Annotated in this window: 24 protein-coding genes; 9 read left to right on the forward strand and 15 right to left on the reverse strand. The window is 59.4% G+C overall.

Annotation, left to right across the window (positions count from 1 at the left end; translation table 11 throughout):
- Window position 1: 1 nt before the first annotated feature.
- The 7 genes from E0502_RS09735 to E0502_RS09755 all read right to left on the reverse strand — a co-directional run bounded on the left by E0502_RS09735 (window position 2) and on the right by E0502_RS09755 (window position 5,544).
- Entirely contained in the window at window positions 2-1,651 is a 1,650-nt protein-coding gene (locus E0502_RS09735) for an asparagine synthase-related protein (protein WP_137677819.1), read from the reverse strand.
- Between the two features lie 98 nt (window positions 1,652-1,749).
- A complete protein-coding gene (locus tag E0502_RS15120; RefSeq protein ID WP_161593753.1) occupies window positions 1,750-1,887 on the reverse strand; it encodes a hypothetical protein in 138 nt (45 codons plus the stop codon).
- 79 nt (window positions 1,888-1,966) lie between these two features.
- On the reverse strand, window positions 1,967-2,257 hold the full coding sequence (locus tag E0502_RS09740) for a PqqD family protein (RefSeq protein WP_137677820.1): 291 nt from the start codon (window positions 2,255-2,257) through the stop codon (window positions 1,967-1,969).
- A 49-nt stretch (window positions 2,258-2,306) separates the two neighbouring features.
- Complete coding sequence (locus tag E0502_RS09745; RefSeq protein ID WP_161593754.1) at window positions 2,307-3,179, reverse strand: sulfotransferase domain-containing protein; 873 nt, start codon at window positions 3,177-3,179, stop codon at window positions 2,307-2,309.
- The gene (locus E0502_RS15125; protein WP_161593755.1) at window positions 3,176-4,093 is read right to left on the reverse strand and encodes a hypothetical protein; all 918 of its coding nucleotides are present in this window, start codon (window positions 4,091-4,093) and stop codon (window positions 3,176-3,178) included. The genes E0502_RS09745 and E0502_RS15125 overlap by 4 nt, the downstream gene beginning before the upstream one ends.
- On the reverse strand, window positions 4,080-4,679 hold the full coding sequence (locus tag E0502_RS09750; protein ID WP_137677822.1) for an aspartyl/asparaginyl beta-hydroxylase domain-containing protein: 600 nt from the start codon (window positions 4,677-4,679) through the stop codon (window positions 4,080-4,082). Before E0502_RS09750 ends, E0502_RS15125 begins: the two co-directional genes overlap by 14 nt.
- 55 nt (window positions 4,680-4,734) lie before the next feature.
- The gene (locus E0502_RS09755; protein ID WP_137677823.1) at window positions 4,735-5,544 is read right to left on the reverse strand and encodes a sulfotransferase; all 810 of its coding nucleotides are present in this window, start codon (window positions 5,542-5,544) and stop codon (window positions 4,735-4,737) included.
- Between the two features lie 91 nt (window positions 5,545-5,635).
- On the opposite strand from E0502_RS09755, the gene E0502_RS09760 reads away from it, so the two are divergent.
- Both E0502_RS09760 and E0502_RS09765 read left to right on the forward strand, forming a co-directional pair.
- Window positions 5,636-6,817 (forward strand): nucleotidyltransferase domain-containing protein, encoded by a 1,182-nt coding sequence (locus tag E0502_RS09760; RefSeq protein ID WP_137677824.1) that lies wholly within the window; start codon window positions 5,636-5,638, stop codon window positions 6,815-6,817.
- 71 nt (window positions 6,818-6,888) lie between these two features.
- Window positions 6,889-9,003 (forward strand): protein-disulfide reductase DsbD family protein, encoded by a 2,115-nt coding sequence (locus E0502_RS09765; protein ID WP_137677825.1) that lies wholly within the window; start codon window positions 6,889-6,891, stop codon window positions 9,001-9,003.
- On the opposite strand, the gene E0502_RS09770 is transcribed toward E0502_RS09765, so the two are convergent.
- Window positions 8,927-9,358, reverse strand: a complete 432-nt coding sequence (locus E0502_RS09770) for a hypothetical protein (protein ID WP_137677826.1) — start codon at window positions 9,356-9,358, stop codon at window positions 8,927-8,929. The two genes, E0502_RS09765 and E0502_RS09770, sit on opposite strands and share 77 nt — an antisense overlap.
- Before the next feature lie 139 nt (window positions 9,359-9,497).
- Between E0502_RS09770 and E0502_RS09775 the strand changes: the two genes are divergently transcribed.
- Complete coding sequence (locus E0502_RS09775) at window positions 9,498-10,079, forward strand: hypothetical protein (protein ID WP_137677827.1); 582 nt, start codon at window positions 9,498-9,500, stop codon at window positions 10,077-10,079.
- A gap of 11 nt (window positions 10,080-10,090) precedes the next feature.
- Here E0502_RS09775 and uvrB read toward each other — a convergent pair whose 3' ends face one another.
- A complete protein-coding gene (gene uvrB, locus E0502_RS09780) occupies window positions 10,091-12,274 on the reverse strand; it encodes an excinuclease ABC subunit UvrB (protein WP_137677828.1) in 2,184 nt (727 codons plus the stop codon).
- Window positions 12,275-12,352: 78 nt separating this feature from the next.
- On the opposite strand from uvrB, the gene E0502_RS09785 reads away from it, so the two are divergent.
- The 6 genes from E0502_RS09785 to E0502_RS09810 all read left to right on the forward strand — a co-directional run bounded on the left by E0502_RS09785 (window position 12,353) and on the right by E0502_RS09810 (window position 18,271).
- Window positions 12,353-13,267 carry a hypothetical protein gene (locus tag E0502_RS09785; RefSeq protein WP_137677829.1) on the forward strand — a complete coding sequence of 305 codons (915 nt, stop codon included), beginning with the start codon at window positions 12,353-12,355 and terminating at the stop codon, window positions 13,265-13,267.
- A 214-nt stretch (window positions 13,268-13,481) separates the two neighbouring features.
- On the forward strand, window positions 13,482-14,912 hold the full coding sequence (locus E0502_RS09790; RefSeq protein WP_137677830.1) for a circularly permuted type 2 ATP-grasp protein: 1,431 nt from the start codon (window positions 13,482-13,484) through the stop codon (window positions 14,910-14,912).
- A gap of 13 nt (window positions 14,913-14,925) precedes the next feature.
- Complete coding sequence (locus E0502_RS09795) at window positions 14,926-15,870, forward strand: alpha-E domain-containing protein (protein WP_137677831.1); 945 nt, start codon at window positions 14,926-14,928, stop codon at window positions 15,868-15,870.
- 4 nt (window positions 15,871-15,874) lie between these two features.
- Complete coding sequence (locus E0502_RS09800) at window positions 15,875-16,687, forward strand: transglutaminase family protein (protein WP_137677832.1); 813 nt, start codon at window positions 15,875-15,877, stop codon at window positions 16,685-16,687.
- A 54-nt stretch (window positions 16,688-16,741) separates the two neighbouring features.
- Window positions 16,742-17,512, forward strand: coding sequence for a proteasome-type protease (locus E0502_RS09805; protein WP_137677833.1), 771 nt, complete (start codon window positions 16,742-16,744; stop codon window positions 17,510-17,512).
- Between the two features lie 138 nt (window positions 17,513-17,650).
- A complete protein-coding gene (locus tag E0502_RS09810; protein ID WP_137677834.1) occupies window positions 17,651-18,271 on the forward strand; it encodes a response regulator transcription factor in 621 nt (206 codons plus the stop codon).
- Here E0502_RS09810 and E0502_RS09815 read toward each other — a convergent pair.
- The 6 genes from E0502_RS09815 to E0502_RS09840 form a co-directional block, all read right to left on the reverse strand.
- Window positions 18,268-18,918, reverse strand: a complete 651-nt coding sequence (locus E0502_RS09815) for an extensin-like domain-containing protein (protein ID WP_240049004.1) — start codon at window positions 18,916-18,918, stop codon at window positions 18,268-18,270. The two genes, E0502_RS09810 and E0502_RS09815, sit on opposite strands and share 4 nt — an antisense overlap.
- A 63-nt stretch (window positions 18,919-18,981) precedes the next feature.
- The gene (locus E0502_RS09820) at window positions 18,982-19,368 is read right to left on the reverse strand and encodes a VOC family protein (RefSeq protein ID WP_137677836.1); all 387 of its coding nucleotides are present in this window, start codon (window positions 19,366-19,368) and stop codon (window positions 18,982-18,984) included.
- Window positions 19,369-19,688: 320 nt separating this feature from the next.
- The gene (locus tag E0502_RS09825) at window positions 19,689-21,440 is read right to left on the reverse strand and encodes a sulfatase family protein (protein ID WP_137677837.1); all 1,752 of its coding nucleotides are present in this window, start codon (window positions 21,438-21,440) and stop codon (window positions 19,689-19,691) included.
- Between the two features lies 1 nt (window position 21,441).
- The gene (locus E0502_RS09830; RefSeq protein ID WP_137677838.1) at window positions 21,442-22,794 is read right to left on the reverse strand and encodes an FAD-binding oxidoreductase; all 1,353 of its coding nucleotides are present in this window, start codon (window positions 22,792-22,794) and stop codon (window positions 21,442-21,444) included.
- The gene (locus E0502_RS09835) at window positions 22,791-23,612 is read right to left on the reverse strand and encodes a DAPG hydrolase family protein (RefSeq protein ID WP_137677839.1); all 822 of its coding nucleotides are present in this window, start codon (window positions 23,610-23,612) and stop codon (window positions 22,791-22,793) included. Before E0502_RS09835 ends, E0502_RS09830 begins: the two co-directional genes overlap by 4 nt.
- Window positions 23,613-23,615: 3 nt before the next feature.
- On the reverse strand, window positions 23,616-24,257 hold the full coding sequence (locus E0502_RS09840; protein ID WP_161593757.1) for a TetR/AcrR family transcriptional regulator: 642 nt from the start codon (window positions 24,255-24,257) through the stop codon (window positions 23,616-23,618).
- Window positions 24,258-24,312 lie beyond the last annotated feature (55 nt).

A 24,312-nucleotide genomic window follows, 5' to 3' on the forward strand; every position in this document is an offset into this window, starting at 1 on the left:
GTCAAATGTCCAGAAACTGCAGCGCGCGGCGCAGGTGGCCCAGCTGCGGATTGCCTATCGCAGGCGGACGCCGCATCGCTTCGATCAACCGGTCCATGTCGAAAAACTCGGCGCGCTTCAGGGTACGGCGCCTGTCCTCCACCTCGTCGGCAATCGCTACAAAGGATTGCTGCAAGCGCGCAATCAAAGAACGCGTTCGCAAGTCTTCCAGCTTTGAAGTCTCGCTGCGTATCTCTTCCGGCAAAAGGCCGCGCATCATCTCGCGGAAGAACCAGCGTTTGGTCGTGCCTTGCCGGAAATGTTCGCTCGGTAATCGGTAAGCGAACTCCATCACCCGCCGATCGAGCAGGGGATAGCGATAGTCGATTCCATGCCGCCGCCCGGAGATCGCCCAATCCTCTATCCGGGCTGTCACCGATCCCAACTGGAGCAGCGATTGCATGGCATCGCGACAGGATCGGCTGTCGATCGCCGCTCTTTCCGGCAAGTCGACCGACGCGATGAACTCTCGCTTGAGGAAACTGCCGACAGGCGCTGAAGACTGCTTGTCCTTAGGGGGCAGAGCCTCTCGAAGACCGGCTTTGATCGCCGCCGCCATGCCGGCCGGTCCGCGCCGCGGGGAGAGGCTGGCAAGTTTTGAGAACTCCATTGCGCGCAGATATTCCGCGTGCAGGCCGCGGCCGTTGAAGCTTATGGCCTCGTCGCCGCCCCAGCCTGACAGCATCACGCCTATACCGTGACGCTCGGCATCTTGCTGCACCGCCAATTCGTGCAAGAGGTTCCACTGTGACGGGTGCCGTGTCCAGTCTTGCCGCCACAGGTCGAGCAACTGGACATCATCCAGTTGCGGTGCCCTAAAAATGTCTGGCGCAAGCGCGAGCGCTGCCTCGACACGCGGGCCCTCGTCAGTGGCGGCGGGCCCTTGCCAACCGAAGCCTATCGGCGGAGCTGCGGCACCGCGAAGCCGCGGCATGCCGAGCGCGAGAATGCTGGAGGAATCGAGGCCGCCCGTGACATGGATTCCAATTCTCTCATCTGTGCCCACCCGGTCGGCGACAGCTCGATCAAGCAAGTCGCGTCCTTCGTCCAGCAGTGCTTCGATCGAGGACGACGAAGCAGCCGGCGATGAGAATGGCTGCCACCAATGCGATAGTTTAGCTTCGCCGTTCCGTACTTCCAAACGATGCCCCGCCGGCAAACGCCTGATTTGCTGGTAAAAGGTCCTGGTTGCATCGGTCCTGCGGCCCCCCACAATTTCTGATGCAAGCACTTCTTCGGACAGGGTCGAAATGCCGAGAGTGGTGACGAGCCCGGCGATATCGGAAGAAAAAAGGAATATTCCTCCGCTTACAGCGTAGAACAGCGGCCGCGCGCCGATATGGTCGCGGAATGCGTGAATCGAGCCGGACTTGCGATCGATAGCGATTAAGGCGTAGTCGCCCAGAAGTTCGGAGCAGAGTTCGCTGCCCCAGCGAAAAAATGCCGCAGCAAGCAGTTCCGCATTATTCGCAGAATCTGGCAGGTTGAGCTTGTGGGCCAGAGCTGAACGTTCATCGAGCCGCGCATCAATGAAAAACTCGCTCTGGCCGCCAGGACCTTCGATTCGAATGAAAGGCGACTTGCCTTCAGAACAGTCTTTCGCCTGCAGCATGGTTAGCACACACAAAAAGAGCTCCGCAGATCAGTCTGCGAAGCCAACCGGATTCGAAAATGGTCAGGCCGCAAGACGCGCTTGCGGCCTGCTACCGATCACGATGGGTTGTAGAAGGGATCTTCGATTGTGCGGCGGACAGGGCCTGCCGCAGTGCGCTTTACCGGCGTGATCGAACGGACACTCGGTTTCTTCCAAGCGCTACGCGACGCATCAGAGCTCTTACGGTCAGTCATGTATCTTCCCCAAATCATTCAACTGTGTCTGTTTGATAGGCGCATCGCTGGCCAACATGCAAGCAATTTGAAATATGCGTTAACTATCAACTTTGACGAGCCCCAAGCCATAGAGCTCCGTCACGAATTCGATTGTATCAATGCGACACTGCTCGGGCTCAACCTCGAATTCCTTTTCAAGGCTGCCGCACAAATCGGCGATTGATTGGTCCGGCGCAAGCTTGAGCCAGATGCTGGATCCGGTTGGCTCGAAATGGAAGTATCTGCCGCTCTCGATATCCATCAATGACATTCCGTCGGCGACCTCGCTGTAAAGAACATCTTCGTTGCGAGTGACGACGGAATCGGGGGTAACCGTAAGTGTGCTCATATCCGCATGTTTCCAGCATATTGTCGCTGCCGCAAGTCTCGATTGCCGGTTAATCCTCTAAATAATCGAGACGGTCCATAGTGGCACGATGCTGCGAACGGACAGCGCGTTCCTGATCGGCAGTGAGTTCGCCCTTCGATCCGCCCACTTCGCCTGAACGAAAGAAACTGCGTCCGCCGGCAGGCCTTTCGCTGAACCCGGCTTTCGCCTCAGCGGCCGCAAGACGTTCAAACCTGCATGCCTCGACGGCCGCAGACACGGCAGAGCGATCGGGCGCTATTCCGCAAAATTCCAGCGCCCGCGCGAAGGTTTCCTCGGTCTCCGCCGAGAGATTTTCATAGCGCACCAGGCACACCGGAATGTGATCCTGGTCGAGCCATGAGGATACGTTCGTCGACCAGCCTGCAAGGCGCTGTGGCACGGCCTTGCTGATCCGGTCGGCCCAGCAATCCTGCGCTGCCTGCTCGTCGGCCATGCGCGCGATGATCGCGTCCTTGGTCTTGCCTTCATGATGAGCGTAGGAACTGACCACATCGCGCGGATCCCTGACGATGACGATCGCACCTGCGCTTGCTTCGGCCGGGAATAGACGGGTTCCATCCCGGTTTTCGGTAAAGGCGCTATGGGTCTTCACAAGGTTGGGTTGCGGCCCACCGCCAGCGAACGCGCGATGCAGGCTGGCCTGATACGGTATCAATTCTTCCAATGTCATGGTCGCCGAATCGATTGCTGCATGATCATCGAGCAGCGCGCGATCGAAAACCGAAGGTGCGCCAAGTAGCGCGTTGAGATCGAGAGGTTCGTCAGGGCAAAGATATGCCGTGAACAGGGCGCGCAGCCAGGTGCTGCCGGACTTGGGATAGGAAGCAAGCCAGACAATGGTGCGGTCCGGTCCATACCGGGCAAAAGCGCCAGACGTCATATCTGCTCCGTTGCCACGGTCTCGTTTTGATCGATACCGTGAAGGATCATCTGGGCAAGCTCTGAAGGTTCGACCCGGTGCGACGGGCGTAGCAGGTGGAATATTGGAACGTGCCGCACCGTTTTTGTCACGGTTTCGAATGCCCAGCGGCGCAGTTGCATGCCATCGATGAAGTTCTTGCGGTGGATAAACCGGGAAACACATTCGACCCGTTTCTCCGGCTCCAGCAATCCCATTTGCGGGTCAGGCCGATTGCTGGCCTGGAGATAGGTGATGGCGCGAATTGGCTCGGGCCGATCGTGGAATTGAGGCACTGAGCGGTAATATTTCGCCATGTCGCTCCTGACACGCGGGAGATCGGTGGAATCGTGACCGAGATAGTCGAGCGAGTCCTTCCACAGGCGCGTAGCGGGAAATGCAGGCACTGCGGTGGGAGCGCCCGTGCCGGCCAAAACAAGTCCGGTCACGTCATCCGCCATCATCGGCAAGCCAAGCGAAAGCAATCCGCCGAGCATGGTTGATTTGCCCGCGCCAGACATCCCCATCACCAGCACTGCGCCCTTGTCTGTCAGGACGGAGCACGAATGAATCGGGACAATGCGTCGCTGCATTAGCAAGGCGGCCATGCAGGTGCCGAGCAAGACTGAAACCACTTGGCTGTCATCGGCGGTGTCAAACCGGTGATAGCGGATGGTGTTGCCGCCGGTGACCAGGAATCGGCCTGTCTCGTGAAAGATCGCAAAGAATCGGCCGGGTTCGGCTTCCCAATTGCGGAAGCTCGTTTGCAGCCCGGCAGTCTCCGGCACATCGCCAGCGCAGATTGTGACATCCGCGTCAGAGCGTTCCACCTGCGGGAGCGCCGGGAGAGCTATGTCGGAATCGAGAATGAACCCGTAAATTCTATACGTCGGCATGCGATCCCCGGGTGTCGGCCCACGCAGCCGGATCCGCCTCGTAGACTTCGAAGATCAGGTGGATCCGGTCCTCTGCGCCGGAGTTCTCTCCGCCATGGCTGACGATATTGTTCACCTCGTAGGCGATCCCTTGTTCAAGATGCACATGCTCGTCCCGAACGAGGAAATAGGCATTCTGATTGGTCACGAGCGGCACGTGGATCTTGTGCGTGCGCAAGTTGGAGCCCGCCCCGTCATAATGGGGATCGATCCGGTGCCCTGCTGCGAGCTTCGCAAGCATCGCCTTGGGGTATTGCGGTCGGGCGAAGCCATAGGGCTGGATCGCAGCATCCATCACCGGCAGAAGGATTGGCGCCCACACGTCCCACGCGGGATTGGCGTACCAGTTCTGCGGATCGAGATTGCTTTCAATGAAACGGAAAATGATGTGCTGCGTGTGATGGAAGACGGCAAAATCGTTCTCTTTCAACGCATCTTCCCCGGCCCATGTGGCAGGTGAGATACGCTTTGCCATATTGATCAGCTGTTCGCACGGGACAGGCCCAAGACGCATTACAGTTGCAGGTTTGGTGACCTTGGGCACCATGCACAAACCCCCTAATCAGCACTCCGCCGCAGGACTAGCAGGAGCGAGGCCTCGGTCAATCGACAAGGGCATATCCGAAATGAGCCAGAAGTTGTGCGTTTTCGCTGAATACCGCATTTGCGCGCTCGATCTCTTCCGAAGTCAGCCGTTCGATCTGTTCGGCGTTCATGTTCCGGAGCGGCTCGTCATAGCTGCCCTTGATCGCAAGACGCTGTGAAAGATCGAGATCGTCGAGTTCCGGAACAAGACGCGCGATGCGGGCAGCCGTATCCTTTGGATCGTCACACAGTTCCTCATAGGTGAACGTGATCGACTGGCCGCCAAACCGTTCGATGTTGCGGCGTTGCTGCTTGAAGCAAGTCACAAGATGTCTCGCCCCGGTCTCTGCCAGATCTGGCGACCGCCGTTCCACATCCATCCGTTGCCAGCGCCGCAGGATCCCCTCGAGCGCGGCATACGGATTGCGCACCATGATAATGAACCGCGTGTTCTCGAATGCCTCAACCAACTGGTCTGCAATCAGCAGAAACGGAGGCGCTTTGGTATGGAACACCGGCGCGTCATTGCGTTTGGCGGTGGCCTGAACATACCAGGCTTTTCGAGTTCGCGCCCAATCATATTCAAGACTGTCCTGAAAGTACGCGACGCTTTCCTCGTTTGCGCCCCAGATCAGTGGCCATGGCGAATTGAGAGTTTGTGGTCCGGCGAAACCAACCACATGCTGACCCTCCCGTTCGAGGCTCCACACCTTGTTCGACTCGGCAATCGCCCGTGAAAGATAGGTCGAACCGCTGTTGTTCGGGCAAAGGATAAACAAATGCGCACGAACCGCTTGCGCAACGATCTCGAGATGCTGCCGGCTCATGCGCGTTCGACTAAGGGAATGAATTCTTTGGCCATGGCGTGATCGTCCCTTGCCAGACGTCTGCAAAGCCAACAAGCAGCGCAATGGGGAAATGACACTGATGAACGCCGACTTCGATCGAGAATTGCAGATATTGGTGTGCGCGATTGCGCCAAACCCCGCAGCGTCACCGTTTTGGGGCGTGCAGCACCGCGCGCCGGGACCAATCGATTGGACGCAATTCGAAGCGCTCGTTCATCGCCACCGGGTTGGTGCACTGGTGTCTGCTGCATCAAGGGATCTTGGTTTGCCGCCAGAGTTGGCGACGCGTCTGGGTTCGGAAGAAGAGGCCAACGCATCCGCCTATTTGCGCTCGATTGCTGTGCTGCGAGAGGTCGACCTGGCGTTTGGCAAAGTGTCGATCGACTGGCTGTTGCTCAAGGGCGTGTTGCTGGCCGAAGGGTTCTACGAACGGCCCGCTTTGCGAGAGATGATCGATATCGACTTGCTGGTAGATCAGGATCGCATCGAGGACGCGGAAACCGTGCTGCGGGGGCTTGGCTTCGAGCGCTATTATCCGCGCTACGACCTCAGCGCCGCACAGCGCACCAATTTCATGACCATCCAATCCGCCTTTGCATTCATCCGCAAGAGCGATGGAGCACAACTCGATCTGCATTGGCGGACCATGCAGAATCCCCGTTTCCTGCCCGTGATCGACAACGAATGGAAGAAGATGACGGCCCGTGATGGTGCGGCGGGGTTCCCGGCACTGGCTGAGGACATCCACTTCACTTATGTTTTGGCGCATGGCGCAAAACATGGATGGTCGCGGCTCAAATGGCTGGCGGACGTTGCAAGAATGCTTTGTTCGACCGATGCTGCGGGCGCCGAGCTGTTGGCGGCGTCGCTCGAAAGGCATCGCATCGGGACAATTGCCGGGGCAGCATTCCGCCTGTGTAGATCGTTGTTCGGCACCGAACTGCCCACCGCATTGGTGCCTTTTGCTGAAACCGATGCGGCGACGCGGAACCAGCGCTGGGCCATGAAAATGATTGCGGCAGATATTCCGCACGGAGGAGCAGGGTTTGGCGATTTGCGCTACCTGGCCACGCGTGTGCGCAATTCCATGTCGCTGTCGGATCATCCCGGCTTCAAGCGGCAAGCCCTGTTGCGTGAACTCGCCAGACCTGCCGATCTGGAACAACTGCCGCTTCCCGCAGGTGCTAGCGGGCTGTTGGCGATAGCATCACCCATCCTGGCGCTTGGCCGCGCGATCCGCCCGGGTAAATAGGGGCAGGCGGCGCATTGCGATGCACAGTGAGACCGACTACATCCGTATCGCAATCTAGCGCAGGTCGATCCTTGCTCCGTTTCTTTTCCTTTCCGAACTGGCTGACGCGAATTCTTGCGCTTGCTGCGCTGGTGCTGGCACATGCGGCGCAGGCTCAGCCAATCGTGGAGGCTGGCAGCCAACCGAACATCCGCGCGCAACTTGTCGCGGCGACCCCGGCTACGCCGGGGGAAGTGATGCTGGTGGCGATCGCATTCGATCCCGCACCGGGTTGGCATGGATACTGGAAGAACCCGGGCGATGCCGGTTACGGGATGGAGCTGGAATGGGATTTGCCGGAAGGCTGGCAAGCGGGCGAGCCGCAATACCCGGTCCCGCAAACCTTGCTGATCAGCGGTCTGATGAACCATGTCTACAAGGGGCGTTATGCGGTGCTGGTGCCGGTGACTGTTCCCGACAGTGCGTCCGCCACCGGTGTCGTTCGCATCGGCCTCGACGCTGAGTGGCTGGCTTGCACTGACGAGATTTGCGTGCCGGAGCAGGACAGGCTTGTGCTGGCGATCGCAATGGGCCGGTCAAACGCGGCGAATGAGCAGAGCACGGCATGGCAGGCAGCTTTGCCGCCACTGCTCGACAGCCGCGGCAGTTTCACGATTGCTGGCGACAGATTGAGGATTGCGATCCCGCTCCCCGCATCGCTGGAAATCGGCGAGCCGCATGTGTTCATCGCCAATACGGATCTGGTCCGATACGCATCGCCGCAAGGTTTTGCGCGCGATGGCGACAGTCTGATCGCGGAGCTGGCGCTGGCGGACGACGCGTCGGTGCCGGAAACCATCGAGGCGATCCTTGCATTCGACAAGCAGAATGGTGTTCGCTTCCATGCCGATAGCGGACCTGTTCCTTCTGTCTCGGTTGAATATCCGGGCGCTGCCGGCGGCGGCACGGCTCTGTTGTGGCTCGTGCTGGCTGCTGTGGCGGGCGGCCTCGTGCTGAACATCATGCCGTGTGTGTTCCCGATCCTGAGCCTCAAAGCCATCAGCCTGGCGCGGGCGGGCGAAAGTCAGAAGCAGGCACGTCACGAGGCATTGGCCTATACCGCAGGTGTTGTCCTCGCCTGCATCGCCTTGGGCGGTCTGATGCTGGGGCTACGGGCGGCGGGCGAGCAGGTCGGGTGGGCATTTCAGCTTCAGGAGCCGGGAGTTGTTGTGGGGCTGCTGGTGCTGGCTACCGCGATAACTGCCAATCTTGCGGGCATTTTCGAGCTCCCAGGCCTATCCATGACCCGCGGAGGAGAACCAGCCAGCGCATTTGCCACCGGCCTTCTGGCCGCAGCGGTTGCGACCCCGTGTACCGGCCCTTTCATGGCAGCTGCGCTGGGTGCGGCCTTGTTGCTGCCGACGGTGGAGGCGTTGGTGCTGTTTGCCGCACTCGGGTTCGGCCTCGCGCTGCCTTTCCTCGCGATCGGGTTCCTCCCCGCGCTGCGCAACCGGCTACCCAAACCGGGCCCGTGGATGGAGCGATTTCGGCGTGCGATGGCCATACCGATGGGCCTCACCGCATTGGCTCTCGTCTGGCTGACCGCGCGGCTTGGTGGCCAGGGCTTTGCCCTGTTCACGCTTGTTCTCCTGATCGGCTTTATCATCGCGCTGATGGTGGTTGGCCGCCTGCAGCAACGTGGCAAGATGGCCTGGCCGGCCTTCGCACTGATTGTTGCGCCCTTCGCGCTATTCGCGGCGTTCGCGCTGCCGGCGAGTTATTCGCAGGACGCCGCGAGCGAAGCGGATTCGATGCTTGACCCCGCGCCCTACTCGGCCGCCGCTCTGGCCGAGGCGCGGGCGAGCGGTCGGCCCGTATTCATCTGGTTCACAGCCGACTGGTGCCTGACCTGCAAGGTCAACGAACGGGTGGCAATCGAACGCGAAGCGACGAAAGAAGCGTTCGGCAAAGCGGGAGTGATCGCGATGCGCGGCGACTGGACGCGCCGTGATAGCGCGATCTCGGAATATCTCGCACAGCAAGGGGCAGCCGGTGTGCCGCTCTATGTGTGGTATCCGGCTGGCGGCGATGCAGAAATCCTGCCGCAGATCGTGACGTCCGATATGCTGGTTACTCTGGCGACCGATCGGTCACCGGGTCGCCCCGGCATTGCTCGACCAATCGAGCAGGCAACGGACTTGGATTGAGCACAACCGTCCCGGCGCCGGGGATGGTCGCTTCGACCGCGCGAAGACCAGTGAAAACATCGAGATCGGGCAAGGATGCAGGAAAGTTCGATTCCCATAGCCACCCCTGACCATTCCACACCGCTTCGATCGGTAACCTTGCGCGATGACCATTGCCGATCAGTGCCATGATGGCGTCCGCTTCAGCATCGGTGGTAACGAAGCGTGTGATCCGGACTGTGCTTTCTCCGTCACCTTCCTCGCAGCTCAGCGAAAGGAGGGGGGTCTGGCCGGGCACGCCGTAGACGATTCTTTCGCCTTGCTTCGCCGCGCTCCAGATTGCGCGCTGCGTGTCAGGGGCATCAATCGGTGCCATCGGAGCGTCTCTTTGCTGCGGCTCCGGCGCGCGTTCCGCGTAGTTTTCCGTAGCAGGCGGCTGGCATGCTGCGAGAAGCAACGCGGGAATCGCGATCAGGGGGCGGAAACTCTTACGCATAGCCTCCCATATTCATGCCATGGCATCGCTGTCTATCCGCCCGCTATCGACAGTTGCGGAGGAAGCGATGCAATCGGACGATCCAGACTATTTGGCTAACCGATCACCGGCAAAGATGTTTGTCCTGATCGCCCTGCTGATAGTGATCGGCCTGTTACTCCTGACAGTCGATTTTGCAGGTCTGTTCCCTCGCGGAGCGGTATCGGGCCGTGGTGCGAAGCTGGTCGGATTGCTGCCATGGATGGGCTGGTTCGCAATCGTGGCGGGGGCTCTCTTCATCCCGCTCGCGCTGAAGAGGGGAGTCGAGATCGAGATTTCGCGCGACGGCATCTTGTATCCCCCCGCGCTCAAAGAGATGCTGCCGTGGGACCGGGTGGAACGCGTCGCCATCCGCAAGATGAGCGTGTATCGCGTGCTGGCCGTGTGGATCCGGGATGCGGATGATTTTCCCATCAAACCGATGGCCCGCAAGGTCGGGCAGATGAACAAGATGTCGGGTGACCTGGGCGACATCAATCTCGATACAGGGCGCTCCGATGGCAATTTCGATGACTTGCTCGAGGCTGTCTCGAAACATGTGAGGGTCGAGCCCCTCCGTTGATCGGTTGACGCTTAACGCATCTTCCGCTGCGTCTTGCCATAGCGCATCTTGCGTGTCCCCGGCTTGCCTTCATTGGAGCGTCCGACCAGAGGGGCCTTCTTCTCCCCGTCGGGGATGCCCAATTCGTCGGCTTCGAGGCGCCGGATTTCGTCGCGCAATCGGCCGGCCTCTTCGAATTCCAGATCGGCTGCAGCATCGCGCATGCGTTTTTCGAGGTCTTCGATATAGGCTCGAAGGTTATGGCCGACGAGATTGTTGACCTGATCATCGCCCGTATCGACCACAACCCCATCTCTGCTTGCAGTGTGTGCCACGATGTCAGCGATGTCGCGCTTGATCGTTGTCGGTGTGATCCCGTGCTCTTCGTTGTATGCGCGCTGTTTCTCCCGGCGGCGATCGGTTTCCGCCATTGCGCGTTCCATGCTGCCGGTTATGCGGTCGGCGTAGAGGATCACCTTGCCATCGACGTTTCGTGCCGCGCGGCCAATCGTCTGGATAAGCGAGGTTTCCGAGCGCAGGAACCCTTCCTTGTCAGCGTCCAGGATTGCCACCAGCCCGCACTCGGGGATGTCGAGCCCCTCGCGCAGCAGGTTGATGCCGATGAGCACGTCGTACACGCCGAGGCGCAGGTCTCTGATCAGTTCGATACGCTCGAGAGTCTCGACATCGGAATGCATATAGCGAACGCGCACGCCCGCCTCGTGCATGAACTCGGTCAGGTCTTCCGCCATGCGCTTGGTGAGCGTGGTCACCAAAGTGCGATAACCCTTTTTCGCAGTAGCCAGGCATTCCTGGATGCAATCCTGCACCTGATCCTCGACCGGGCGGATCTCGACCGGCGGATCGATCAGGCCCGTGGGGCGAATGACCTGTTCGGCGAAGACCCCGCCGGTTTGCTCCATCTCCCAATTGCCCGGTGTGGCGCTGACTGCAACAGTCTGCGGTCGCATCGCATCCCACTCGTTGAATCGGAGCGGGCGATTGTCGATGCAGGAAGGCAAGCGGAACCCGTACTCGGCAAGGGTGATCTTGCGCCGGTGGTCACCTTTCGACATCGCGCCGATCTGCGGCACGGTCTGGTGACTTTCGTCGACGAAAAGAAGCGCGTTTTCCGGTAGATATTCGAATAAAGTGGGTGGCGGTTCTCCGGGCAATCGCCCGGTCAGAAAGCGGCTGTAGTTCTCGATACCAGCGCAGCTGCCTGTTGCTGCAATCATCTCGAGGTCGAAATTGGTGCGCTGCTCGAGCCGCTGGGCTTCCAGCAGGCGGCCCTCTTCATTGAGCTCTTTCAGTCGCTCCTGCAGCTCGAATTTGATCGCCTGGCTCGCTTGCTTCATCGTCGGTCCGGGCGTGACGTAGTGCGAATTGGCATAGACCCGTACCGTGTCGAGACTTGCCCCCTTGGTTCCGGTCAGCGGATCGAATTCGTGGATTTCCTCGATATCGTCACCGAAAAAGCTGACCCGCCAGGCCATGTCTTCATAATGGCTCGGGAATATTTCCAGATTGTCGCCGCGCACACGAAAGTTGCCGCGCGCAAATGCTGCGTCGTTTCGTTTGTATTGCAACGCCACGAGCTTGCGGATCAACTCGCGCTGGTCGACCGTGTGCCCTTTCTTGATGTCGAAGATCATCGCCGAATAGGTTTCGACCGAACCGATGCCGTAGAGGCACGAGACCGACGCCACGATGATCACATCGTCGCGTTCGAGCAGCGCGCGCGTGGCTGAGTGGCGCATCCGGTCGATCGCCTCGTTTACGCTCGATTCTTTCTCGATATAGGTGTCGGACCGCGGGACGTAGGCTTCCGGCTGGTAATAGTCATAATAGCTGACAAAATACTCGACCGCATTGTTCGGAAAGAAGCTTTTGAATTCGCCGTAAAGCTGCGCAGCAAGGATCTTGTTCGGCGCGAGAACCAAGGCTGGACGCTGAAGCTGCTCGATCACTTTGGCCATGGTGAACGTCTTGCCGCTGCCGGTGACCCCGAGCAGCGTCTGCGTTTGGTCTTCCTCACGCATGCCCTGCACAAGTTCGGCAATCGCAGTGGGCTGGTCACCCGCCGGTTGATAATCTGACACCAGTTCGAACGCTTTGCCCGGCATCGACTTTTCCGGTCGGGCTGGCTTGTGCGGGACAAAGCCGCCAGAAGTGTCTGGCTCTTCCAGCCCGCGTCGGATCACCAATTCAGCCATGCAGGCAGATATGGGTTGAAGGGGCGGCAAATCAAAGGGCTTTCTATGCCGCGCAAGCGGCGATAGCGTGAGCATTCCATGATCCCAATGCTCAACCCCAGTACCACCGGACGGCTATTCGATGATCCGGCAGCTGGACCGACGTTGGAATTGCATGTTTATGCAGCGGGAAAGCCGGTCGCCTCGCTGTTACATGCAGAGCGGGACAATCCGCCTCTGTTTGAATTCCTGCTCGACTGGTTTCGGTCGAAGATGCCGGTCTCTGCGCCACCATTCGATGCGGACACTTTCGCCGAATGGGCGGACAAGGGCCTGTTGTTGAGCCGGGCCAGCAAGCCGGCTTTCGATACAGGCCCTGCGCTCGATGGCGGTCTGGCGATTGCCCGGCAAATTCTTCCGGAAGCTGGCGACCTGATTGAAACCTGCATTTGTTTAAACAAAGTCGCGCCCGAACTCAGCAAGACATTGACGGCAAACCGGTATGCTGAATGGCCTGTCCTGTTCAGTGGGACTGCCCTGAGCACCATTCGATCTTGGTACAGACAAATGTTTGCGCAGGGTTGGGCGCGGCAAGAAAGCCCCGACTCCCCCCGGCGAGTCTTGCATAATGATCCGATTGGCCGGCTGGTGATCGAAGCGATGGCGGCGCCGGTCGAAGCCGCGACCGGCTGCAGGCTCCTGCCGACCTATTCCTACGCGGTTCAGTATGAAGGTGGGCAGGATCTTCCTCGGCACCGGGATCGCGCGCAGTGCGAATACACGGTCAGCATCGCCCTGGATTACGAGCCAAGCGGTGAGCTTAAGGCCTCACCGTGGCCGATCAAAATTCATACTGCACACGGCGACGTGGAACATCTGCACCCGTTCGGAGGTGGATCGATCTTCAAAGGACGCGAACTCGCGCACAGCCGGGACCCGCTTCCGCAAGGCCACACCGCGACGATGCTGTTCATTCACTACGTCCTGCACGATTTCGCCGGAAGCCTGTCCTGACATCGGCTTTGGAAAACGGACGGCTTCTGCTGGGCGCCATCAGATTTATCGGTCGACCTATGGTGCGCCGTCTTGCGCGCGCTAGTCTGGTTGGCGAAAAGCTCCAGTGACCGGACTTTGCGGGAACTCGACGCCGCTTGAACCTTTCTGACTATGCGGTACCATTCGCACTCGCACAAATCTGTGCGCAAAATTCCAACGGCTCCGGGGGTTCATGGCCGAGCGGCAAGCAAATTTCGACGAGATGCATGCCGAGGATGGTTCAATCCGCCCGGCTTACTCTGAATATTGCGAATGGCATGACGGCCAGGAAACCGCGTGGCTGCGGCGCAAACATGCCGATTGCGAATCCAATTTCCGCAAGACCGGCATCACGTTCAACGTCTATGGCGAGGACGAGGCCGAGGAACGGTTGATCCCGTTCGACATGGTTCCGCGCGTTATCACCGCCGCTGAATGGCGCCGGCTCACCCGCGGGATTGAACAGCGTGTAAGCGCGCTAAACGCGTTTCTCTATGACCTCTATCACCGCCAGGAGATCATTCGTTCCGGCCGCCTGCCAGTGCGCCTGCTGCGCGACAACGCCGCATGGCTGCAGCAGATGGTTGGCTTTACACCGCCGGGAGGGGTTTACACCCATATCGTAGGCATCGACCTCGTTCGCACGGGGCCAAATGACTGGTTTGTGCTGGAAGACAACGCCCGCACCCCGTCCGGTGTCAGCTACATGCTGGAAAACCGGGAAACCATGATGGCAATGTTTCCGGAGCTGTTTTCGAAAGTGCCGGTTGAGCCGGTTTCGAACTATCCACGCCGCTTGGCGAAGAGCCTGGCCGCATGCGCTCCGGCTGCGACAAAGGGGAAGCCGAATGTCGCGGTGCTGACGCCGGGCATCTATAACAGCGCCTATTTCGAACACGCCTTCCTTGCTGATCAGATGGGCGCGGAACTGGTCGAAGGCAGCGATCTGCGGGTCAAGGATGGCCGGGTCCAGATGCGTTGCACCCGCGGATACCAACCGGTCGACGTGATCTATCGGCGCGTCGACGATGAATATCTAGATCCGCTATCGTTCCATCCGGACAGCATGCTGGGCGTGCCCGGCATCATGGATGTTTATCGATCCGGCGGCGTGACGATTGCCAATGCACCCGGGACGGGAATCTGCGATGACAAGGCCATCTACAGCTTCATGCCTGAAATCGTCGAGTTTTATACCGGCGAGAAACCATTGCTGCCAAATGTTGAAACCTGGCGTTGTTCGGATGAAGACAGCCTCGGCCACGTGCTCGACAATCTTGATGAGTTGGTGGTGAAGGAAGTCCACGGATCGGGCGGCTATGGGATGCTGATCGGGCCGACGTCTTCGAAGAAGGAATTGGCCGAGTTCCGCAAAAAGCTACAAGCCAACCCCCACAACTATATTGCGCAACCGACCTTGTCTCTTTCGACCTGCCCGATCTTCACCAAAAAGGGGCTCGTACCGCGGCATGTGGATCTTCGCCCGTATGTGCTCGTGTCGCCCGATGGCATCGACATCACGCCCGGAGGCCTGACCCGCGTGGCTTTGAAGGAGGGATCGCTTGTCGTGAATTCGAGCCAGGGCGGGGGGACAAAAGACACATGGGTCCTCAAAGAAACATGAGAAGGAAATCACCTTGTTAGGCCGGACCGCAAATGGCCTGTTCTGGATGTTTCGCAATCTCGAACGGGCCGAGAATACGGCGCGCCTGCTCGACGCCGGGCTGCGCATGGCCGTGACCCGCGACATTGCCACGGCGGAAGACGAGTGGCGCTCTGTTATCGCGGCTTCAGGCCTCAAATGGGCATACGAGGCTGAACACGATGGCTACACCGGCCATCAGGTGTGGAACTTCATCCTGCGCGAAAAAGCCAATCCTTCCAGTGTTCTGGCCATGATGGAGCACGTGAGAACGAATGCTCGCGGCGTACGCACAGCGATAACCGCAGAGCTGTGGGAAGTCGTCAATGAAAGCTGGATGCAGATCAAGGATGCTCTGGCGCGCCCGGTCAGTCAGGGAAGCGTGGGAGAGATCGTCGCAATGGTGCGCCGTGCTGGCACGCTTGCACATGGTGCCATGGCCGGAACACTGCTGCGCAACGAAAGCTTTCATTTCGCCCGGGCCGGGACCTATGTCGAGCGTGCGGATAGCGTCGCACGCATTCTCGACCTTAAGTATTTCCTGCTTTTGCCATCACTGTCTTATGTCGGATCGAGCCTCGACAAGGGGCAATGGGATAATGTGTTGCGATCGGTTTCCGGTGACAGCGCCTATCGCTGGCTGCATGCGGGACAAATCGACGCGCGCGGCATCGTTGAGTTCCTTGTTCTGGACGAGCGCTTCCCGCGCAGCTTGGCATTCTGCCATTCCGCCCTGCGCGATGAACTGGCTGCGTTGGCCCGGATCCATGGCCGTGAAGGTGAATGCAACGCGCTGATGCGTGAGGCCGATATGCGCATGGCGGACCTCACTACCGAGATGATTTTCGAGCAGGGGCTGCATGAATTCCTGCTTGGCTTCATGGCGGCGAATTCAGGGATCGCTGCCGCAATTGCCGAAGATTACCGGTTCGTGAGGTGAAGCCATGAGACTCTCTATCCGACACACGACGCGGTACAGCTTTTCAGAGCCGGTGGTGCACGCGTTACAGCGCTTGCGGCTGACGCCGAAGGAAACCCAGGGTCAGAAGATTCTCGACTGGACCATGTCTTACGAGAACGCTCAGCCGGAATTCGAATACGAAGACCAGCACTTCAACACAGTGACCATGGTCAATGTTGAAAGCGGTGCAAGAGAAGTCGTTGTGCAGTGTGACGGCATCGTTCAGACGGAAGACAACGCCGGCGTTATCGGCAAGCATTCCGGACACATGCCGTTGTGGGCGTTCCTTGGCCAGACAGCTCTTACGAAGCCGGGTGCCAAGGTGAAGAGTCTGATTTCACAGCTCGACAATTCAGCGCAAGCCATCGACCGGCTACATGCCCTGTCGCGAATTATCGCACAACAGGTCGAATATCGTACCGGTGAGACAGGGGCCCGTACTACGGCCGAGGAAGCTGCGGCACTGGGTGCGGGTGTCTGTCAGGATCACGCGCACATTTTCATCGGCGCGGCGCGGACGATGGATATACCCGCTCGCTACGTCAGCGGCTACCTGATGATGAATGATCGCATCGAACAAGAGGCCACGCATGCATGGGCGGAAGCGCATGTTGACGGCGTTGGCTGGATCGGCTTCGATATTTCAAATGGGATCAGCCCGGACCCGCGTTATGTCCGTGTTGCGACCGGTATGGATTACCGCGATGCCGCGCCGCTGACCGGGATCAGTTTTGGCACCGCCAATGAAAATTTGCAGGTTGACGTGACCGTCGAGCAGCAACAGGTGGGGCAGTAAGACTGCCCGGCCCGGCGCTAGCGGCTTAGTCCGATCTTGGGATAAAGACCTTTTATGACTTATTGTGTGGGAATGGTGCTCGACAAGGGCCTTGTGTTGATGAGCGACACGCGGACCAATTCGGGCGTCGACAACATTTCTGTGTTTCGCAAGATGTTCCACTGGCAAGTGCCGGGGAACAGGATGCTTGCAGTCATGACGGCCGGTAATCTCGCGACGACGCAGTCAGTGATCAGTCAATTGGAAGAGCGAACCAAGGCTCCTGATGAAAGGGAAAACTCGCTGCTGGAAGCGCCGACTATGTTTCAGGTCGCGACTGAGATCGGCAAGCTCCTGCGCAAGACGATCGAAGGCCAGCAATCAGCGAATGGATCGAGCGGAAAGGGCCGCTTTACCGCTTCGATAATTTTGGCCGGTCAAATCTCCGGCATGGAACCGCGCCTGTTCATGATTTATCCGGAAGGCAATTTCATCGAAGCCAGCCTGGACACGCCCTTTTTCCAGATTGGCGAGACGAAATACGGTCGCCCTATCCTGATCCGCGGATACGATCGGGCAATGAGCTTCGAAGATGCCGTCAAGCTTCTCATGGTGTCGTTCGATTCCACCCTCAAAGCCAACCTGTCGGTCGGATTGCCGCTCGACATGATGGTCATTGAGCGTGACGCGTTTGCCGTCTCTCATTCGCAGCGGATCTCGCATGAGGACGAATATTTTCAAGCCATATCGTCCAGTTGGGGCGATGCGCTTAGGTCGGCCTTTCATTCATTGCCAGACTTCAATTTCGATCAAGATCTGATCGGGTCGGAGAATAAAACTAATTAAGTCGATCTAAACGCTCCGATTTGGACTTCTGTTTATCGCAGATAACTGTTTGTAAGCCAATTATTGGTAACACTATTCATCCCAAGTCGGTATTCTTGCGTATTACGGATAGATCCGTATTGCTGCACAAAATGCGGCATGGAACGCAAACTTGTCATTCATTTTATCGATCCGTCCAGCAGGGTTAGAGCCGAATTGTCGCGTATCGCGCTTGGGCTTGGATACCACGCCGAGGTTTACTCCGATTTTCTCGAGATCACCGAACGTCCGCTCAGGGCTGGGTTGATCCTTGCGCGAGACAATTTCGCAGATGGCGGTATAACTGCCTTGATGCGCCGCCTGGAAGTGAACGAGATATGGCTGCCGGTAATCGCGTTGGCGGAAAAGCCCACTGTCGAACGGACGGTTTCGGCGATACGCGCAGGGGCGATCGACTATTTCAAGCTGCCTCTCGACGTCGGATTGTTCGACCGGGCGCTTGATCGGATCGAGCACGATGCGGCGGCTTTTGGCAGGACGCGGCGGCGGATGTTCGAAGCACGCAACCTGATTTCACATCTGTCCAATCGCGAGCGGGAGGTGCTCGATCTGCTCGCCACGGGGTTGAGCAACAAGGAAATCGCCCGGGCGCTCGACATCAGTCCGCGCACTGTTGAAATTCACCGGGCCAACATGATGCAGAAGCTCGGCGCGAAACATGCCGCCGAAGCGGTCCGGCTGTCGATCGAGGCGCAGCTGGAGACGCCGAAAGCCGCCTAGCGACAGAACCCCCGGCCGCCCGCCTCCAGATGGAAATGGTCGGCGTGGGCCGCGTTGTATTCCGGCCCCAGCACAGTGCCGAACCGCTTGCAGGCGCTCTGCTGGACGGTGCGCAGGAACTCGCGTTCCTTGCTGTTGCCGCCGCGCCAATCGCCCGCCACGCTCACCCGTCGGCCATCGGTGAGCACGAAAGCGGCAACGTCAACCGCCTCTGCCGTCGCATGGGCCGAGCGGCGGCTTGACCCGGAGACATTGCGGCAGGCGTAACTGCCCATGGTCTCGATCCGTTCGAGCGGGCTGCCGAGGATCTGCCGCGCCGCGCGGTCGACCCCGTATCGCGCCCACCCGGCCAGCGCGCTGGCTGTCGGGCAGGTTACCGGCCCCATGTTCGACAGCGCGAACTCCGACCCGTCACCGCGCAACCGCTCCACCTTGACCGCGCCGAGCGTCGAGCATCCCGCGCCGTAATAGCGGTCCGGCTGGGCGGAGAACCGCGCCCCGGTGCCGCCCAGTGCGGAGAGGCACTGCCGTGCAGCGGGCGAGGGGGCCACCATCCGCTCCGCCGTGGCGCGCGGTGCGGGGGCCTCGCGCCCCTCGGGCAGCAGGTTGCACCCGCCCAGCGCAAACAGCGCCAAAAGACTCGCCATTCTCCATGCCATGGGACGAGCATGCCACGCGCACGGTTAAAATCGCTCTAACCGGTCAGCGCGCTACTCCGGCGCTTCCACTTGCTGCCACAGCTCGATCTTCACCCCGTCGGGATCGAGCAGCCAGGCGAACTTGCCGTACCCCTCGTCCACGCTGTCCAGCACCTCGACACCCTTGCCCTTCAGCTGCGCGACGAAGCCGTCCAGATCGTCGACCCGCAGATTGATCATGAAACCGCCGGTTCCGGGCTTGAGATACTCGTCATCCTTGAAATGGCTGATCAGCGAATAGGGCTTGTCCCCCGTCTCCTCGGACCAGTTCAGTTGCGGCCCGTATTCCCCGTCGATGCCGAGCACATCGCGGTACCACGCCCGCGTCGCCTCCGGGTCTTTGACGACATAAAACACGCCGCCCAGTCCGGTAATTTTGGGCCCGGTGATTTTAGCCATGGTAATTCTCCGTTTCGCCCCGAGTCGCCCCGGGTCGCCCCGAGTCGCAGCGTGACGATGGCTGCAAGTTGATCAAACTCATACGTATGAGGGCCGTAACAGTGCAATTTTGCCCTGATCTGCGCCAAAGCCGGATGAGATGATGCTGGGCGAAGCTAGGAGGGAAGCGGCGTGTAGGAAAATGGGGTGTGTTAAGTCTTGGCTAGGCCTGCATTCCCGCGAAAATTCTTATCACTTCGATGGCGACTGATGGGCCGTTTGCTGACAGACTGCTTTCGGGAAAGCTCCCCCGAATCTGGACATGGCAACCGAACAAATAATCAACCCCTCCAATAAAATTCCGGCCCCGGCATGTCCCGCCCGTCGTCTGGTCCGACTTCGGCATCTGTGAGCGCGTTCAGTTTCGTATTGAGGCCTTCGAGCACCTCATCCGAAATCGCCCCCGATGCGGCCGGGTTGCGGGTCTCGCCCGGGTCCCGTTTCAGGTCGAAGACTTCGAGATCGTTGCGCGCCTTCAACTCCTCGAGGGTTCGCGGCACATGGTGTTCGCGCGGTGAGAAGTAGCGCGCAAATTTATAGTCGTCGGTCACCACGCCGCGCATGAAGCTGCGGGCAGTGAAATCAGGTGTCAGGCCAGCGTTGATGCTGTTTCCTAACCTGCCAATGGCGGAATCGATCTTCTGGTTCTCGAAAACGGATTTGGCGAAATCCGGGTCCGCATGATGGCTCACGCTGTAGGTGACCAGCGCGCCTTTGCCTGAACGGCTGCGTTCGGTTGAACCGCTCGCCAGTTCTTGCGACATGTCGGAACCGCGCATTGCCGAATAGCGATCCCTGACACTCTGCGCTTCTAGGCCGACCAACCCCAGCATGGTTGGTGTGAAATCTACGGCAGACACCAGACCATCGTTTGTCCGCGGTGCTCGCGAGTCCGGATGGGAGATCACCAGCGGCACATTGAGGTTCTCGCGGAACATCCACGGGCCCTTTTGCCGCAGGCCGTGGACGCCGCTCATTTCTCCATGGTCGGACGTCAGCACGATGATCGTATTGTCAGCCTGACCGCTGCTCTCCAACGCGTCGAGCACCGTGCCCAGATGCCGGTCTACGTCGCGGATGCAGTTGTAGTAGTATTGAGAGAACCTGATCCACGCTTCGACATTGTCATGCGGCATGGATCCGTAAAAATAGTCCATGTAGGTATCGTAGTCAGCCTGCGCGGGAAGCTGTCCGTGGTAGCCGCCAGGTTTGAAATCACGCGGCAGGTCGGCAACCTTGGCAATCTGGTAAAGCGGATCGTCGGGTATCGGCAGGACCGGTCCCGGCAAGGTGTTTTGCACCCGTGTCGACGCCTGCTCGCCGGTCGCATCGAGGAACATGATGTCGTGCGGATTGACGAAGCTGACCGTCAGCGCCCAAGGCTGGTCCAGATTGCGAACCTTGCCGGTCAGCCATTTTGCCGCGTCGCCCGCTATCCGGCCATCGAACTTCCATCCTGCCTGTGAGTCGATCAGCTCCGGCCCCCAACCATAGTCGGAATAGCCATAGGCTTCGAGCGCATCGGGGCGGTCGGCAGCGCCTTCCCAGGCTTTATCCTGCGGCAATTCGTGCAAGTGCCATTTGCCCTTGTAGGCCGTGTAGTAGCCCGCATCGCGCAGCATGTGGCCAAGGGTCGGGATCGCCGGATCGAGCGGCCTGCCCATCAGCGGCACATTGGTATTGTCCTGCACGCCAGTGTGCTGAACGTGCTGACCGGTCCAGAAGACTGAACGCGAGGGCGTGCACAGCGGAGAGGTCACTTGCAGCCCCGAGAAATAGGTGCCGCGTTCGGCAATCCGGTGATGGTTGGGCAGGTCAAGGCTCGTGGGAAGCGTTTCCCATGACCGTTCCTGATCCACCATGATCACCAGCAGGTTGAGGTCCTTGCGGCCCTTGGGAACGGGCGCATCAGGATTCACCCCTCGCGTGCCAGGTGCTTCCTTGGGAGTGAACCAGCCCAGACCATAACCAGCTGCGCCTAACGCCCCCAGCGCTGCGCCCCCCATCACCGTCCTGCGGGAAATGCGCGGCATATCAGTTCGCTTGATCCGGGCGGCCCATCCATGGCCTGAACATCCCTGAGGGATCGTACTTGGCGCGCAAGCTATCTAATCGCATCAGGTTCTCATCCTTCATAAAGCGCGACGGGCGCTTGCCGAGATTTTCGTCGGCAAGCTGGATGCCCACGGCATGATCTTGCATCGCCGACATACGTTCGGTCGCCCAGTTCTCATACTTGTGATCGTCCGCAGCGTGCTTCCATTCGCCATAGACCGCGAGATAGCGATTGGCCTCGAGCGAGAACGCCATGTCAGGCCGTTCCTTGGGCGGGTGCCAGTTGAGCCACAGTGCGTGGCTTGGAGCAGGCGGCATCGTATCGGCAATGGCATTCAGGCCGGGCAGCAGGTCGTCAATCGGCGCATCAGTCCAGATATTGTCTGCGCACCAGCGCACATCGGGCGGGAAATGCGTGATGTTCGCGGTCTGTGACAAGATGCTCGTGCTTGAAGGAATGAGCGGGGTTGTAAAACTGGCAAGCTTCCTGATCGGGCTATCGTTGATGAAGCGGACCGCTTCGCGTGCCTTTTTCCAGCTATTGGCAAGGACCGGCGCAAAAACCTCTATCCCCGGCTTGAAAATACCCATCGCCTTGGGCGTGATCAGCATCTGAAACTCAACCGAGCGCGCAACGCTGGCCCCGACATCATCGGCCCAACGGAACACATCGTCGAGATGTTCCTGCCTGAACACCTGTACCTTCATGCCGGTAAACTTCGGCCGAGGATGCAGGCGCAGGTGATAGCGCTGAACGACAGCAAAAAAGCCCGGTCCCGATCCACGCGCGGCCCAGAAGATGTCCGAATTTTCGGTTTCACTGGCATGGATGAGGCTGCCATCGGCGAGCACTAGATCGATGCCAATGACGCTCTGAGCTGCAATGCCAAGCGCGCGGCTGCCCCACCCAAAACCGCCTTGCAGCAGGAAGCCGCCTAGCGCGACATCGGGGGCATGAGCGATCGGGAAAAACAGCTTGTGCTTTTTGAGCGCGCGGTCGAGGTCGAGACCCCAACAGCCCGGTCCAACTTTTGCTACGCCCGCCTGAGGATCGATTTCGATCTGGTTGATCCGAGCCATGCTGAGCAGCAAGCCGCCTTCACGAAGATGGTTCTGCGCCCAGCTATGCCCGCCCGAAACGATGCTGACTTGCCAGCCTTTCTCGCGCGCCTGCAACAGCGCCCATTGCGCATCCTCGGCCGAATTGGCTTCGACCAGCATGTCCGGACGCGCGCCGGAATCGCGGGCGTTAAAGCTGGTGCCAAGGACCGCCTTGTCGAAGCCTTGTTCGCCGCGCCGCCAAATGCGTCCTTTGCCCTTGGGACGTTTCATGCCTGCCGCTCCAGATAGGCAGCGCCGAACTCCTCGAACAGTTCGGGAAGGAAGCCCGCCAGATGCGCCATTTCCTGTGCGTTGTGGACGAGGAGATCTGCTGGGGATGGCAGGAGCTTGCCTGCGATTGGGCGCAAGCCCTTGGCAATCCCTCGGCCCAATGTGCCGGGATTGTCGCCCAGAGCAACGTTCTCACCGCCCATCCACATGCGCGAACGCATTTCGCTCCCGCCTTCGACAGGGCGCAGCTGGTGCAGCAACCATCCAGCCTTGAGCGGAGCGCCCGGTAGGCCGACTCGGGCGCAGATAGCCACTTCGCCTTGCTTCGCCAGCCGGGCTTCATCGAAACCCATGACCGAAGGAGACACGAAGCCAATCGCCCCTTTCACGAGTTTTGGACCGAGATATTCGGTAATGTGCGAAACACGGCCGATATAGCTCTCGTCGGTGCGACCATCGGCCCACTGAGCATTGACGTGTGCTTTAGGGTGCCACAGCTTGTAACGCTGCGCTTCGCAGCCGTGCCAGCCAAACCACCAGTCCCACATCTGCGGAGTAACGCGCGGCATTTTGGTGAGGCAGAAGACCCGGATCGAACCGTCTGGTGGGCGCGCATAGCCTGTTTCCACCGGCCAATACCCTGGTTCGATCATCGAGGTGGCATCCGTGGCCGGTGCAAACAGCTCATACGCTTGCGGTCCCACGAGCAGCGCTTCGGCGACTTGCGGCTGAAGCGGATCGAGCTCGGGGTCGTAGAAGCGAGCATAGGGGCTTTGTGCAAGCTCTTGCTCCGAATATCCAAGCAGGCGCTCGGTCATGCTTCAGCCTTTCGATTCAATGGCGGCGCGATAGGCGGCGGTGATCAAGGGGCGCGATGTCTCGCTGCAATGCTGAAGCAGCGCTGCGCACCAGCTCTGGCGCACCTGGGTGATGCTTTCGCGGTTCGAGAAAAATCCCGAACCCCACATGCCCAGCACAGCCAACAGCTGGATGGCGAGATGTTTGCCGAGATTGTCTGTGTCTGTATCCGGAACAAGCTCACCGTTCTCGGCGGCCTGCCGCAGGCGGACGCACGCCAATCCGACGCTGCGCAAAACAGCTGTTTCGCGCGCCTCCGGGTGATCGGAAGCCATGATGCTAGCGTATATTCCTCGGAAGTACTCTTCGTCGCTTTCGAAGAAAGCCTCGATCCGGTCGAGCGAGCCAAGCAGCTGTTCGATAATCGTGAGATTCTCATCGCCCGCGCCGAGTGGCGACAGCTCGAACTCCGCCTCCTCCATCAGGGAGATCAAAACGTCAGTTTTGGAGCCGAACAGATTGTACGGCGTCCGTAGGCTGACATCGGCCTGTTCGGCGAGCCGCCGCATGGTGAGTTTTTCCATACCCTCGGTCCGAATGATCTCCTCAGCCGCCGCACGAATGCGGGCGCGGTTGAATTCTTTTGCTTCTTCTCGCCTTGACATGGGACGCGGAATAAGCATTTTTATAACATGTGTCAATTTTCTTAGAACCGCAAGA

The sequence above is a fragment of the Parerythrobacter lutipelagi genome, from assembly GCF_005434975.1.
In the GTDB taxonomy this organism is placed as follows: Bacteria; Pseudomonadota; Alphaproteobacteria; order Sphingomonadales; family Sphingomonadaceae; genus Parerythrobacter_A; species Parerythrobacter_A lutipelagi.